A 14,312-nucleotide genomic window follows, 5' to 3' on the forward strand; every position below is an offset into this window, starting at 1 on the left:
GTTAGCCAAACAAATATTTAGTTCTCCTTCTTCATCGGGGGAGAAATCGAAGACAATAAATACAGAGAAAAAGTACAGAACAATGACACCAGAAGAAGTAGAAGCAATCTTACAGTCTAACGCTAAAGCGATCGCTTCTAATAGTAATGCGATCGCTGAAAGTCGTAGAGAAACCAACGCACTCTATAACATCTGTAGCGAACTGGCTCGAAATACCTCGGAGTTAGCTAGAGACAGAGCGGTGATGTATGAAATACTGCGGGGATTGAATGAGGACAGAGTGACTACACTAGAAAATCTCTCAGGTATCGCTGAAAATGTCGCTAATCTCTCTCGTACTAATGTTGAGATAAACAACGTTTTAGAAAGAATCGCCAACGCCTTAGAAAATCAAAATAGGTAAGTTAATGAAGCTGCTATCGATTGGGCATCTTTGAGTGAATCTCATCAATACTCTGTAACTATTCGTTAATTATTCGTAGTGGAAGTAAGTCAAAAGATGTGATTACTAAAAGTCATAATTGGGAAGCGTGATGTCGTCGCGTAGATTCCGACCCATAATGAAGTCCGCAATGAACGGTATTCGCAATAGCCGAGTAGCAAAATTGCGGAAGTGAATGCCGAAAGCAGTCTGCGGGGCGAACGTGGAGGCAAATCTGGCTGCCGCTTCCTGCTTTCGTTCTAGGAATGGCATCATCAGGGATTGATAACGGGCGAAGGCAGCTGCGTGTTCTCCCTGACAACGGTGTAACTCTCCTGCAAGTACGTAGGCCTCAGCCATTGCCAGCCCGGTGCCCTCGCCAGCAAGTAGGGAAACACAAGCGGCCGCATCACCGATTAGCGCTGTGCGTTCCTTCGCCCATCTGTCCATGCGAATTTGGCTGACTCGGTCGAAATAAACATTGTTGACATTCTCCATCGCATCTAGAATTTGGGGGCATTCCCAGCCAACATTAGCAAACACTTCTCTGAGTGCTGCTTTGCGCTCATCATCATTCGAGGGGTTTTTCTCGCTCAGATACCGCTCGCGAAAAACGAAAAGAAAGAGCGTCCTATCCTCACGTAGGGAAAATCGGGAAACCTGTCTTCCTGGAACCCCATGACTGACATAGACCAATTCATTCCGCGGTCGATAACCTTCAACTTCGAAAGCGGCAACATGATAACCAAGAGCAACTTCAAATCGTTCTTCGGGTCCAAAAACAAGTCTTCGGATGCGTGAATGCAGCCCGTCAGCACCAATGACTAGATCGACATGTCGTGAGGTGCCATTCTCAAAGCTAAGACACACGCGATCGCTCTGTGGTTCGATGCTCACGATAGAATCATTAAACAGTGTCTCTACCTGTCCTGCGATTGCGCCATAGATAGTGGCTGAAAGGTCAGAACGCCGCAGGCTGGTGAAGCGACCATCGGTCATCCGGTTGAAAACGTCTGCGGAAAAACCGCCGCGTCTATAACCACGATCGTCTACGAGGCGGACCTCCTGAACTTGGTAACCGAGTTTCCTCAACTGGGGAACGAGTCCCATCTTCTCGGCGATATCAAATCCAACGCCCCAAAAGTCAACTACATAACCACCGCTGCGAAGTTGCGGTGCCTTTTCAACCAGCAAAACCTCATGACCAGACCTGAGTAACCAAAAAGCGAGTGTTGGACCGGCGATCCCAACCCCATTGATAGCAATTATCATACGTGTCTCCCCCAACTAAACGTTGCCCTTAACCCGCCGCAGATGACCTCTAGATCATAAATTATTTGTCCGCTCGTGGCGATCGCTTATCATTACGGGCGATCGCTACTTCGATAAAAAGTAACCTACTAGCTAGCATAAAGTTGTAGATATCGGGTTCTTGCAATTGATTCAGAGAGTACATCAATGAATGTAATGCTCGGATGCGATATATGAATTTACTAAGTTGCAACAAGCACAGTTTCTTTCAACATTAAAATTTTTACTTTTAACCTTTATTCCCGCAAACTTAGAATTAGACTCTGTTGTAAGAGTTTGGCGACATACCATTGTTCGCTCCTGACAAGTAGGACAGTCCTCAAACCAATGACCTGATTTATTACGTCCTCGACTCTGAATATAACCGCGCAAATTGATTGTTGGTACTGATTGATAACATTGGGGACAGCGCCAAGCCAAATATTGCATACTATCAATGGAACGAGCAACCTGTTGAGGATAGCTTAAGTAATTATCAATCTCTGAGCTATTTATGTATTCCATGCTAGAGCCGCAAACTTTGCAGGGAAAAGGTATATTGTTTGCTTTAGCAATGGCAAGACGTTGGGAAAGTTCGTTTAGTAATCTATTGATGTTATGAGGAGACACAAGTATAAGCAGAAGAAGAACGACATCAAGCCCAAAGAAACAAGAAATAAGCAGATAATTTGAAAATACGAAGAGATATCGTTCGGCGATTGCTGAAACAATGAGTACGGGAATTGCTATAAATGGAGCGAGGCAACCAATCATAGGACGAATCGCCAATAATGCAGGTACTACGAGCAAAATTGTAAATGACCCGACGAAGGGCAGGACAGATCGCATCGCACCTAAAGCAAATATTATAAAGATTGAAGATACTACTAGGCTCCAAAAGTTGGGATTAGAGTTATTCCCTCGATCTTTCTGTTGATGGTCGGCAATAAATACTGAACATACGCTGATAAGATAAACTAAGATTGAAAATAACAAAAGCGTATCAGCAGGAAGAAGACGACCACTTAAGCTGACAGCATAAATCCCCCAAGTCAGTAGTAACCCAAAGAAAATTATTGAATACACTCTGGCTAGAAAAGCAATTATCCAAGATATTGGGAGAATTGCGATCTCAATCAAAATCAACATGGAATCTCCCAACTTGTTATTTCCGATCCACTCACTTATAAAGTAGGTAATTGGAACTATGGTTAACCCAATACAAAAGACTATTTTTTGTAAGTAGCGACTGACTAAAAGCAATTGGTGCTGTCCCAAGCAAATTTTATAGGCTTCATCAATTGGTTTAGTTTCTATACTTAAGAATGATTGATAGAGTCCATCATCTTTTGGTAACTGTCTTAAGTTAGCTCTAGGTTCTAAAGTAAGAGGTTGGTTGACACCTCTCAGTAATCCAATCATATTTAATAGGGTATGTAAAATAAATTGTGTCAAAGGTCAAAACACACTCTAATAAATAGAATTAATGTGAGGAATGAGACTATGACCTTTCGACCAGAGTTAATTGATGAACTGCTCAAAGACTATGAAAAACCAGAAGACCTTATTGGAGAAGGAGGAATCCTCAAACAACTGACCAAAAAACTCGTAGAGCGTTGTTTAGAAGCTGAAATAGACGTACATCTAGAGACTCAGAAGGCAGAGCGGGGCAAAAAAGAGCGACAAAATCGACGCAACGGACACAGCCGTAAAACCATTAAGGGGGAGTTTGGCGAAGCGGAACTTGCCGTGCCTCGCGATCGCGATCGCCAATTCGAGCCTCAGATGGTCAAAAAAGGACAAACTCGTTTTACAGGCTTCGATGACAAGATTCTCGCCCTGTATGCGAGAGGAATGACCACTCGTGATATCCAAGCCCAACTACAAGACCTTTATGGAGTAGAAGTATCGCCAGCCCTGGTATCTCAAGTAACCAATGCGGTTCATGAAGAGCGACTCCAGTGGCAAAATCGCAGCCTAGAGGCAGTGTATCCAATTATCTTTTTTGATGCTTTGGTCGTCAAAGTCAGACAGGAGGGAAGAGTCATCAACAAAGCCGTCCATCTAGCTCTGGGAATCAACATCGAAGGCGATAAGGAGTTATTGGGGCTGTGGATGACCCAGACAGAAACGGCAAAATTCTGGCTGTCGGTGTTAACTGAGTTAAAGAATCGTGGAGTCAAGGATATCTTTATTGCTTGTATCGATGGTCTGACGGGCTTCGCCGAAGCGATTGAAACGGTATTTACGCAAACCCGCGTACAGTTATGTATGGTACACATGGTCAGGAACTCCCTACGCTATGTCTCCTACAAACACCGTAAAGCTGTTGCCGCTGACCTCAAACGAGTGTACACTGCCGCTACTGAAGCTGAAGCCGAACAGGCACTAATAACTTTTGCTGACAAGTGGGACTCCACTTATGCCCCAATTAGTAGGTCTTGGCTGGCTCACTGGCAGCACGTGATTCCGTTTTTCCAGTTTCCTCCAGAAATCCGTCGCATTATTTACACCACTAATGCGATCGAGTCGATGAATATGACTCTTAGAAAAGTGTTGAAGAATCATCGGATTTTTCCAACAGATGAAGCTGCGCTCAAAGTTATTTATCTTGCGATTAATAACTTATCTCAGAGATGGACTAGACCTTTACGGGATTGGAAAGCTGCTTTAAATCGATTTGCCATCGAGTTTGAAGGACGGCTTCCACTTTAACTTTCTTTGACACAAACTTATTGACAGATCCTATTAATAACGAGCCCAATTATGCCTACAGCCCCAATAGCCCAAACATATAATAAAACCGTTCCTAGCTGATTTATACTAGCAACTGTTACTTGGAGCAAAATCTGTTTCATAGCTTATCTAACACGACTTGGCAACTCAAAAATGGGCTCGAGATCTCCTTTATGGCTATTACCATAGCTGGATCAGAAAGTTGAAAGTTCAGGATTATGGATCATTTTCTTCCTTGTAACATGCTCTTGATTAAATCCCGAACAGTAAATTTACTTATGTTTCTTACTATCAACTAAGCGTATATTTTTTTTGTCTTTAATACCGATAACCCCGCTTTGAAATAATTAAGCTGACGAGCTAACAAACGTCATGGCTCAGGGGCGCTATAAAGCATCGCCTACATACTCTTGTCGGTCATCGGCTTTGAATGCTTCGTGAAAAGTTACGGTACCCTGGGGAGTATGCCCGTTGAAAGACAGAGCGAATAAGACTTCCTGTGGAACATTATCAAGCACGAGCCCCGATATGTTTTTAAATCCAAATTTCCTGTAGTAATCCGGATGTCCTACGAGACAACATCCTCGAGCCTTCAGATCTTTCAGCCGAGACAGCCCTTCCCGTATTAGGGCTTTGCCAATGCCCTGCCGCTGGTACGCTGGCAACACCGAAATAGGTCCAAGACCGTACCAGTTCTGAGTACCGTCCGAAATGGTCACGGGAGAGAAGGCAATATGACCTACTACACGATCATCTACTTCTGCAACGAGCGATACCGTGAGAGCTTTGGCGGCGCGTAGTGCCTTGATGATGAACTGCTCTGTGTGATTGCTGAGCTCCAGGGTCTTAAACGCGGCGACGGTCACCTCGGTTATCGCGCTCACATCGGCATCGGTTTAGCTCCTGATTATGATTCTCGGCTTCATAAGTAACAACTAATTGTTAATGGAGAAGAGAAGTAATAGCTGAGAATAGTCCCTCTTTGTGGCGAATTGTTGATAATTTTTACTTATTGCAACCTTCTATTTCCGCCTTATTCCCACTTTCCTTTAAGCTCGTGGTTCTTTTCGAGGGTTTTAAACTCTAAAGCTCTTTATCTTTAAATGCTCTGGTAAATTAGATTCATCGAGAGTTCAAATCCCCAGACTTTCCCTTAATCCGCTCTGCCAAAGCATCAACCACATTGGCAATATCATTCGTGTCTGTATTTTGGATATAAACCAACACTTCGGCAGTACTAATGTTACAGCCACCAAAAGAAATAGACATTTCCTGGATTTCCATCAATTCTTTAACTAAGGCTGCCTGAGAGTCTTTATCCAGCTTCTTAGCTAAAGTCATAACTTTTTCCAAATTTATATCTTTTATATCTTTATTATCCATTTACATGACCATCTTTTTAACAGCCTAATTTAACATATCAACCGTTTTCGTCTTGTTGGTTTAACTCTGTCTTGATTGTTGAAGAGAATTTAATAATTTTTAACTAGCTTTTACCTCTTCTTGGGTAAACCGAGCCTTTTGTTTGACTTCCCGAAGAGATTGAGCAATCGCACTCATAATGTCCGCTCGGTCTGCATCAGAAAGGTAAGGAATCGCCATGCTTACCAGCTCGATGTTAGCATTTAACAATTCTGCCACCTCATCTGGTTCCATAACCGCAATTAAATCCTTGACTCGGAAAGAGCCTAACTCTCCAGCTTGACTCTTTCCCGCTAGCAAAGAACAAAAGTAACGTCGCGAACCAGGAGCGAGTTCCTCCAGCGCCTGAAGCATCTGCCACAAAACTTTGGTCGAAAGCTCGCTATTTCCATTGCGAAACTCAGAAAGATGCTGTGGGGTAATCTCAGACTTTTTGGCTAAAGCCTTGCTGGTAATTCGATAACGGTCTTGTGTCTGCCGAAGCAATTGATGAATCATGTTAAGTTCCGTAAAGAAAAATCAAAATATAGTTTAATTTTGATTGACTATATTCAACTATGAGTTAATATTAACAGTTTAGTAGATGGCTCACATTTTAGTGTAGCTGAGGCAAGAGCATCTACTGTTCAGACACAAACTACAAATAAATCTTTGAAGTAGATGATACAATTGCCCGCTCGAAAAATCAACTCTTGCTCAGAGCCAACAATGCCAAGCGGTGAAGTCGATTCTACCAAAAAAACAACCCCTACCTGTTGACGCAGATAGGGGACGTGAATGCTCCGGGCATTCACTTTAGTAATTTAATTAATCTAGTAATTTAATTATGACACAAAGCATCTTTCCTCAAGAAAAAAAGAATTATAAAGGATTGATATTTCCCTCTCCCTGTCCTCACTGTGGAAAGAAAAATGAGAACAAATGGTGTTATGAGTACATAGGAGAAGACGGGCATACCTACGGAGTCTGTAAACGAAATGCTCCAGCAGCCATGGGATGGGAAGAAACCCCTTGGACAGATAATGAGGGGACTAGAAAATACAAACTGATAGTAGAAAAATCAGAAAAACCCATCAGACCCGCACGGAAGCGAATTTGGGAGTATCCAGACCGCAAAGGCAATTCTCTTGTCCGCGTCATTCGCATCGATGACGGCAAGGGAGGTAAGCCCAAACGCTGGCAAGAACATTGGAACGGTCGAGAATGGGTCAAAGGATTAAAAGGAATTAAACGAGCAGATATCCCCATCTATCGCTATCAGGAAGTAAGAGAAGCGATCGCCGGACATCGAGCCTGCTACCGATGAGCAACTAAATATTATTAACAATAATAGTAACGTTATTGGCTCCGATCCCTTAGCTACCGAGCTTGCGCTAGATGATGGTGTATATTTTCTTGGGGAAGACAATCTTCCCCTAAAGTTAAGCTCTATCGCCAGCGCTTACTACATTAATAACGAAATCGGTATGGACTACACCGCATATATCAGACGCTATCCAATTTCTCCTACTTCAATACCCCGTCAGTCAGTTAAAGAACAAGTGTTTCAGTTTGATGTCGATGTAGAGCCTAATAGTTTAACTTCAATTCTCAGACGGAAACAAAGCAGAACTCCTTTTATTATCTATCGTTATCCCGCTCGTCAATAGTAGCTTATTTTCTTTGATAGCGCATTCCTGGCAACTGAATTACTAAATCCATAATTTCTAGTTGAGACAGGGCTGCTAAAATTTGACCCGGATCTAAGCTAATTTTTTGGGCGATCGCATCTATGGCGATCGCCTCATCGTTCAAGACTTGAAAAACGCGGTTTAGTTTTGGCTCCAGTTGTGGTTGAGGACGCTCCTTAACTGGCGCTCGCTCTAACAAATCGAGTTGAGGCATCGTACCCAACATCTCTAATAAATGCTCTTCACTTAAAATAACCTGCGCTCCCCGATTTAATAAATCCAAACAACCCATAGATTGAGGAGTGTCTAAAGAGCCTGGTAAAACGTAAACATCCCGACAAAAATCATTAGCAAAACTGGCAGTAATTAAAGCACCCGACTTAATTGGAGCTTCCATAATCAGTACCGCTCTGCACAAACCTGCAATAATACGGTTGCGAGCGGGAAAGTTTCCCCGTTCTGGTTTAGTTTGGGCGGGATATTCGCTTAACAGTAAGCCTGTTTCCCGTATCTGTTGGTAAAGTTGCCGATTGCTCTCGGGATAAATTTTATCTACTTCGGTACCCAGTACGGCAATGGTTCTGCCTCCTGCCTTCAAACAACTGTGATGAGCTACGGCATCGATACCCGCAGCCATGCCGGAAACGATACCAAAACCGTGTTTGACCAGCGTAGTAGTTATTTTCTCCGTCCATCGCCTGCCGTATTCGGTAGGATAACGAGTGCCGACTATGCCAATTAAGGGTCTAGCACCTTGATTTTCTGAGAGTAGGATTTGCCCTAGATAATAAAGCAGGGGTGGAGGACTGGGAATTTCCTGTAACAGACGAGGATATTCAGGATCGTCTGGAGTCCAAAATTGGGGATTTTGGCGTAGATGTTCTGCTAGTAGCTGCTTGGGGTGAGTTAAGTTTGGCGATCACTCGCGGATGATGCCATTAATGGCTTTACTATTTAATCCTTCTATCGAGCCAAAAGCTTCTATTGGTGCATTCCAGGCATCTTTTAAAGACCCAAAGTGTTGCTGAATTCGTTTGAGCGAAACTGCACCTATACCAGATATCTGCGACCAAGCTAACCAATACGCTCGTTTTTCTTGCATCAATGTAAAAACAGATATCGTAAATGGTCGTTTCCAGTTTAGCCCCGCCTTTAGTCAACAGCAAGGATTACAGAAACCTATATTGGTATTGAATATTATGGGTACTCTATCGCCAAATAAAAAACCTCGGCAAAGCGAGGTTGATTGAAAGATACTCATTTAATTTAATTGAATACATTAACTAATTGCAAAAGAGGCAGCAATAAATCCTGCAATCAGCAAAGCAGATAAGGCTCCTGTTATTACATAGCGACGCTGCTCTTTAGGTGAAGGGCTTTCTGCAACGTACACTTTAGGCTCCTTAGCAAAATTATTGAGAATTCCGTTTTCGTCTGTAGTAGTAGTCATAATTAAATTTTGCTCCTGTGTTTCTGTAAATTATCTTAACAAATGTTTATATTTTTGTAAACTTGACTTGACATAAAAATTCTCTTGGTTTCTAAGGTCTGCGATTATCATACGTTTCGAGCGCTCAGAAGATGCCAGGAGTCTATCTGCTTCTGAAAGACTGACCGCCTGAGTTTTCCAAAAAATTGTTAAATTTTGTAAAGTTTCCTAGGCTAGAGTAGAACCGAGTGTTTTTTCCGATCGCACTTTTCGCCCTTTAACCATGAAAACCGTTTTATTCGGGAAACAAACTAACTTTCGAGCCTGGCTGTACGACCGCTTTATTCAACTAATTATCTATCCGAGCATTTGGGTAGTAGCAGCAATTGCTTCATTGGGAATTTTTGCCCAAATTATGATGGGGTTGGAGTTTAATTGTAAACCAATTGCCCTAATTTTTAGCACGGGACTCATTCCCTATAATCTAGATCGCATTTTTGATTCATACGTTCAGGAAATTCCCGAAGCCAAGGCGCAATCTTTTTTTCGCCAACCATATATTTTTATCTTATTAATTGGGGCAATAATCGCTACTGCCTTACTTTTATACGATGCGCCTGTAAGAGTTCGTTATGTTAGCTGTGCGGGTATCGTTCCCTTGCTGTACGGTACACCTCTATTTCCCTGGTTGAAAGATTCGCAAATTAAATGGTATCGCCTCAAAGATATTCCAGGATCTAAAGCTTGGATCGTTGGCGGCACCCTAACCTATGCAGCGGTAGCTTTACCAATGGCTTATGCAGCAAGGCAATTCGATCTTACAGCAGCCTTGACTACACTCTTTCTGTTTGTCTTTATCGTTTCTAATTCTCATACTTTCGACTTGCGAGATATTGAATCCGATCGAGAGAAAGGCGTAACTACTTTACCTTTGATGGTAGGAGTTAGAGGAACGAGAATTGTTTTAACGGCAATGAATATTTTAATGCTTTTAGTAATGTTTGCTGCTTGGAAGACAAATACTATTAGCTATTATCCCGAAATCTTGGTATCGACAGAAATAACCATTATCTACATTTGGTTAGTGCAACCAGAAATGTCGCGATCGCTTTATAACATCTGGATTGATGGTTGTTTATTCGTACCAATTTTATTCCATTGGGGGTTAAAAGCGATCGCTGCTATTATTTGAATTTCAAACTGTGTAGTTCAACCACCGTAATTTTGTTCCGTAACTTTGCCTCCAAAAACAATATATTGATAGATGTTATACGCCAGCATAATCGGAATCAAAAAGCCGATGAAAACGATCATAAATACCAAAGAACTGAGACTTGCCGAAGCTTCGTAAATAGTTATCTCTGTAGGAATAATATAGGGAAATACGATTAATCCCAGTCCTAAAAAAGTCAGCAAAAACAGTAAAATCGTCCAGATAACAGGACTTCTCTCCTTACGTTGACTGATACTTCTCAGCAACAAACCGATGAGCAAAATGCCCAGTAAAGGAATTAAGGCAAAAACATAAACCAAAGGCGCGGAAAATAGACGCTCTCTAGCACTTTCATAAAAAATTGGCGTAGTGATGGTAATCAATACCGCACCAATTAAGGTAGTAATGGCAGCAATTCTAGCTGTAACATAGTGAGTATTTTGTAGTTCACCCTCGGTTTTAGTAATCAAGTAAGTAGAACCGATCAATACATAGCCCTGAATCAAAGTTAAAGCCATCAATACCGATTGCCAATTCAACCAATCCCAGGTATTGCCGATAAACATTCCCGACTCATCAACGGCAATACCTTTTAACACTCCTCCCAAAGCAAAACCCTGTCCAGTGGCTGCCAAAAAGCTACCGATACCAAAAGCCAAATTCCAGAACCATTTACGATTGGCGTGTTCGCGAAATTCAAAAGCTACCGCCCGAAAAATTAATCCAAACACCATTAGAGAAATGGGGATATATAAAGCCTGCAAGATAGTGCCATAAGCGAGGGGAAACGCGCCAAATAACGAGCCTCCCATTAATACCAGCCAGGTTTCATTAGCATCCCAAACGTTATTCAGACTGGTCATTAAAATACCGCGTCGTTCTTCGGTAGAGCTAGTTATCGATAAAATGCCCACTCCCAAGTCAAAACCGTCGAGCATTACGTAAAGAAACAGGAATAAAGCCAAAATTACAAACCAAACTTGAGGGAGAAAATACTGTAGGGGTTCCATAATTAGCGATTTTTGATATTTATAATTACTGTTGCGCTTCTAAAGGACGAGTATCGGGAATCTTAGTCGCTGGTTCAGTTTCTAGGTCAGAAGCAACATCTTTACCCGGTATGGGTAAGTTTAAATTTGGTCCTTTGCGAATAATGCGACTACCAAAATAAAGCGCGGCAATAAACAGTAGTGAATAAACAACGATATATGCAGTCAGAGAAGTAAGAACATCTCCTGCTGGTAGATTGGAAACCCCATCAACAGTACGTACCTCGCCATAAACTACCCATGGCTGCCTACCCACACAGCGGACGATCCAACCAGATTCGATCGCAACATATCCTAAAGGTGCAGCTAACATCCAAACTCTCAGCAACCATTTTTGCCGAGCAATATTTTCTGGAGAAAGTTTACCCCGCAGCCATTGTAAGGTAGTCACTGCCATTAAAGCAGCTAGAAATACGCCGATGGCAATCATAACCCGAAAGGAATAGTAGACCAAGCCAATTTGATGGGGACGATCTTCAGGCTGCCATTCTTTAAGTCCGTATACGGGTTCAGAAAGTTGAGGCTTGACTTCTAAGATGTAGCTTAACAATCCTGGTATGGAAACTTCCCAGTCATTTTTTTCTGCCTTATCATTAGGGATCGCCAGCGCACTCCAAGAAGGAGATTCTCCTGCAGGAATAGTTTCCCACTGAGCTTCCATTGCCGCTAATTTAGTAGGTTGATAGTGATAGACTTGTTCGCCACTTAAATGTCCGATGTAAATCTGTAGGGGAGTAACGGCGATCGCCACAGCTAGAACGATTTTAAAGGAGAGGCTAAAAAACTCATGGTTGCGCTTATTTAAAATATACCAAGCACTAATTCCGCCAATGACAAATAAAGATGTCTCCAAGGTTGCCATAAACATATGGATGACGCTATTGCGCATAAACGGATTAAAAATTGCCTCAAAGTAGTCTTGAACCACGAAGTGACCGTTAACAAATTCCCCACCCGCAGGGGTTTGCAACCAAGAGTTCGCACTTAAAATCCAGAAAATAGACAAGTTCGCTCCAAATGCCACCATAATCGTGGCAATATAGTGCATTACGGGGGGAACTCTCTCCCAGCCAAACAGCATAATTCCCAGAAAACCAGCTTCCAGCATAAATGCCATCGTCGCTTCAAAACCCAAAACGGCACCGAAGAAATCACCCGTAACCTGAGAAAAAGGTGCCCAGTTAGTACCGAACTGAAATTCCATCGGGATGCCCGTAGCTACGCCAATACCAAAATTGAGCACGTAGATTTTCGACCAAAAACGAGCATGGTAGTAATAATTGGGATTGCGAGTCTTGAGCCACATTCCTTCTACTACAATCAGATAGATTGCCATACCCGTAGTCAGAACTGGCCACAACATATGAAAGATTGCCGTAAATGCAAACTGCATCCGCGACAGGGTAACCGGATTCGATAAAAAGTCCATTAATACTTCTCGAAGTGAATTTCAGAAAATCTATTGAGTTCTACACCAGATTGTATAAAAAACTTAAAAATCTTGCTGCCGGTTTTGAAACATTTCAATTAAATTAATTCTTTTTTAACTTTATTGTTAGCGCGATCGCATTTTTGATTTTTGTAGATTCTTTGTAACTTCAAATCATAATTATATTTATTGAGATCTAAAAAATTAGCTATTAAACCAATTTAAACTTTTTTAAACTTTATTGTTGAGTGCGATCGCCCGTGACATTCGATCTTAGTCGGGCTAAACTAGATTTATTTCTCAAACAAACTAACGAAGATTTATTATTTTTAACTGCAATCTAGTCGCTCTTTATAGTAGAGTAAAAAATTTGCAGCTAAATTTTTCGTAGGTAAAATTGTCTTGAATTTTAATCCTAATTATTGTCGCAATGAGTCTGAAGTTAGAAGTAAGCTTATAGTTTACTATTTACTACCCAAGCTAGGATATTCTCCTAATGACTGGCATGAAGAGGTAACTTATAAAAAAATTCGCTTAGATTTTTTTGTTTTCAATAAATCTATTAATTCGAGTAATAACAAACTCAATCCAGCTTCATGCTTAATTATTGAAGCCAAAAGTCCTAGAACCAATTTAGATAATCACGTTCGTAAATTAAATCAATACTTGCACCTTATCAAAGTCGAACATGGAGTATTAACCAATGGCAAAGAATTGAGAATTTACAGGCGATCGCCTTCTCAAAAAGTAGGTAAAAGCCTAATCTTAAATCCACCAGAAATTCTATTTCAATGTAGCGGAAAAAATATCGATGCTAATATCGAACAAATTAAATCTCATATAAGCAAAGAAAAACTAGGAAGTTCAAAGATTGTTGAGTTCACTAAGACCAAACGAATAGGAGGAACCAAAATGCAACCCAAAGAAAACAATATGAAAATCATTTCGGTATACCATAACAAAGGCAGCGTAGGGAAAACTACTACTGTAGTTAATTTAGCTGCAGCACTAAGCAAACAAGGCAAAAGAGTATTAGTTATCGATTTAGACGGTCAGGCAAATACTACTTATGCCTATGGTTTAATTAAGTTCGATGACGAAATTCATGATGATATAAGAGATTCCAATATATTTCATGTTTTAAATTCTCCAGAGCTATATCAAATAGAGAAAATAGTTAGAAAGACAAAAGATTTTTGTCAACCATCGATTGACGTTATTCCTGCACACATTAGCTTAATGGGTAAAGAAATTGATTTAACTCACTTAGATTATAGTAAATATATTTTATACGAAAAGCTTCAGAGGGTAAAAAAAATATACGATATTGTACTAATTGATACTCCACCTGCTTTAAACTTGTTTGCTAGAATTGCCTTACTGACAGCAGACTATTTAATTATTCCTTCGGATTTGAAGCCGTTTGCCAATCAAGGGTTGAATAATGTTAGGGATTTAATTAACAAAATAAATGTTACTAAAAGCTTTATGAAGAGAGAACCTCTTATGGTATTAGGCGTATTGGCAAGCAAAATTTTAACTGCTCCATCATTTGTGAAATATACTCTGCCAAAAAGCTGCGCCGCAATTACAGAATGCGGTAATGTTGCAAAAACTTAAGACAAACTTGTAGTATTTAACAAACGTAAATAA

Annotated in this window: 15 protein-coding genes and 1 pseudogene; 6 read left to right on the forward strand and 10 right to left on the reverse strand. The window is 41.1% G+C overall.

The features are described from left to right. Nucleotides 1-82: 82 nt before the first annotated feature. Nucleotides 83-403 (forward strand): hypothetical protein, encoded by a 321-nt coding sequence (locus tag ACLFKQ_RS30105; protein ID WP_449003284.1) that lies wholly within the window; start codon nucleotides 83-85, stop codon nucleotides 401-403. Between the two features lie 105 nt (nucleotides 404-508). Here ACLFKQ_RS30105 and ACLFKQ_RS30110 read toward each other — a convergent pair whose 3' ends face one another. From ACLFKQ_RS30110 to ACLFKQ_RS30120, 3 genes are all read right to left on the reverse strand, one after another. Further along, the gene (locus ACLFKQ_RS30110; RefSeq protein ID WP_449003285.1) at nucleotides 509-1,693 is read right to left on the reverse strand and encodes an FAD-binding domain; all 1,185 of its coding nucleotides are present in this window, start codon (nucleotides 1,691-1,693) and stop codon (nucleotides 509-511) included. Between the two features lie 61 nt (nucleotides 1,694-1,754). After that, nucleotides 1,755-1,877, reverse strand: coding sequence for a hypothetical protein (locus tag ACLFKQ_RS30115; RefSeq protein WP_449003286.1), 123 nt, complete (start codon nucleotides 1,875-1,877; stop codon nucleotides 1,755-1,757). Beyond that, a complete protein-coding gene (locus ACLFKQ_RS30120; RefSeq protein ID WP_449003287.1) occupies nucleotides 1,877-3,166 on the reverse strand; it encodes a hypothetical protein in 1,290 nt (429 codons plus the stop codon). Before ACLFKQ_RS30120 ends, ACLFKQ_RS30115 begins: the two co-directional genes overlap by 1 nt. Before the next feature lie 48 nt (nucleotides 3,167-3,214). On the opposite strand from ACLFKQ_RS30120, the gene ACLFKQ_RS30125 reads away from it, so the two are divergent. Next, a complete protein-coding gene (locus ACLFKQ_RS30125) occupies nucleotides 3,215-4,426 on the forward strand; it encodes an IS256 family transposase (protein ID WP_448998010.1) in 1,212 nt (403 codons plus the stop codon). A 407-nt stretch (nucleotides 4,427-4,833) separates the two neighbouring features. Here the strand turns inward: ACLFKQ_RS30125 and ACLFKQ_RS30130 are convergent, their stop codons facing one another. The 3 genes from ACLFKQ_RS30130 to ACLFKQ_RS30140 all read right to left on the reverse strand — a co-directional run bounded on the left by ACLFKQ_RS30130 (nucleotide 4,834) and on the right by ACLFKQ_RS30140 (nucleotide 6,367). Further along, nucleotides 4,834-5,331, reverse strand: a complete 498-nt coding sequence (locus ACLFKQ_RS30130; RefSeq protein WP_449003288.1) for a GNAT family N-acetyltransferase — start codon at nucleotides 5,329-5,331, stop codon at nucleotides 4,834-4,836. Between the two features lie 238 nt (nucleotides 5,332-5,569). Next, the gene (locus tag ACLFKQ_RS30135; RefSeq protein ID WP_449003289.1) at nucleotides 5,570-5,788 is read right to left on the reverse strand and encodes a hypothetical protein; all 219 of its coding nucleotides are present in this window, start codon (nucleotides 5,786-5,788) and stop codon (nucleotides 5,570-5,572) included. A 141-nt stretch (nucleotides 5,789-5,929) separates the two neighbouring features. Continuing rightward, nucleotides 5,930-6,367, reverse strand: a complete 438-nt coding sequence (locus ACLFKQ_RS30140) for a hypothetical protein (RefSeq protein ID WP_449003290.1) — start codon at nucleotides 6,365-6,367, stop codon at nucleotides 5,930-5,932. A gap of 328 nt (nucleotides 6,368-6,695) precedes the next feature. On the opposite strand from ACLFKQ_RS30140, the gene ACLFKQ_RS30145 reads away from it, so the two are divergent. Together ACLFKQ_RS30145 and ACLFKQ_RS30150 are read left to right on the forward strand one after the other, a co-directional pair. Further along, on the forward strand, nucleotides 6,696-7,175 hold the full coding sequence (locus ACLFKQ_RS30145; RefSeq protein ID WP_449003291.1) for a hypothetical protein: 480 nt from the start codon (nucleotides 6,696-6,698) through the stop codon (nucleotides 7,173-7,175). A 160-nt stretch (nucleotides 7,176-7,335) separates the two neighbouring features. Then, on the forward strand, nucleotides 7,336-7,518 hold the full coding sequence (locus ACLFKQ_RS30150) for a hypothetical protein (protein WP_449003292.1): 183 nt from the start codon (nucleotides 7,336-7,338) through the stop codon (nucleotides 7,516-7,518). A 4-nt stretch (nucleotides 7,519-7,522) separates the two neighbouring features. Here ACLFKQ_RS30150 and dprA read toward each other — a convergent pair. Together dprA and psb34 are read right to left on the reverse strand one after the other, a co-directional pair. Beyond that, nucleotides 7,523-8,641, reverse strand: a pseudogene (gene dprA / locus ACLFKQ_RS30155) (DNA-processing protein DprA). A gap of 177 nt (nucleotides 8,642-8,818) precedes the next feature. Continuing rightward, nucleotides 8,819-8,989 (reverse strand): photosystem II assembly protein Psb34, encoded by a 171-nt coding sequence (psb34, locus tag ACLFKQ_RS30160; protein WP_449003293.1) that lies wholly within the window; start codon nucleotides 8,987-8,989, stop codon nucleotides 8,819-8,821. Between the two features lie 262 nt (nucleotides 8,990-9,251). Between psb34 and ACLFKQ_RS30165 the strand changes: the two genes are divergently transcribed. Beyond that, nucleotides 9,252-10,160, forward strand: coding sequence for a UbiA family prenyltransferase (locus tag ACLFKQ_RS30165; protein ID WP_449003294.1), 909 nt, complete (start codon nucleotides 9,252-9,254; stop codon nucleotides 10,158-10,160). A gap of 17 nt (nucleotides 10,161-10,177) precedes the next feature. Here ACLFKQ_RS30165 and cydB read toward each other — a convergent pair whose 3' ends face one another. Both cydB and ACLFKQ_RS30175 read right to left on the reverse strand, forming a co-directional pair. Further along, nucleotides 10,178-11,191 (reverse strand): cytochrome d ubiquinol oxidase subunit II, encoded by a 1,014-nt coding sequence (gene cydB / locus ACLFKQ_RS30170; protein ID WP_449003295.1) that lies wholly within the window; start codon nucleotides 11,189-11,191, stop codon nucleotides 10,178-10,180. Nucleotides 11,192-11,216: 25 nt separating this feature from the next. Beyond that, nucleotides 11,217-12,659, reverse strand: a complete 1,443-nt coding sequence (locus ACLFKQ_RS30175; protein WP_449003296.1) for a cytochrome ubiquinol oxidase subunit I — start codon at nucleotides 12,657-12,659, stop codon at nucleotides 11,217-11,219. Between the two features lie 402 nt (nucleotides 12,660-13,061). On the opposite strand from ACLFKQ_RS30175, the gene ACLFKQ_RS30180 reads away from it, so the two are divergent. Next, on the forward strand, nucleotides 13,062-14,279 hold the full coding sequence (locus ACLFKQ_RS30180; RefSeq protein ID WP_449003297.1) for an AAA family ATPase: 1,218 nt from the start codon (nucleotides 13,062-13,064) through the stop codon (nucleotides 14,277-14,279). Nucleotides 14,280-14,312: the final 33 nt, after the last annotated feature.

It is taken from the genome of Myxosarcina sp. GI1(2024) (assembly GCF_053543375.1).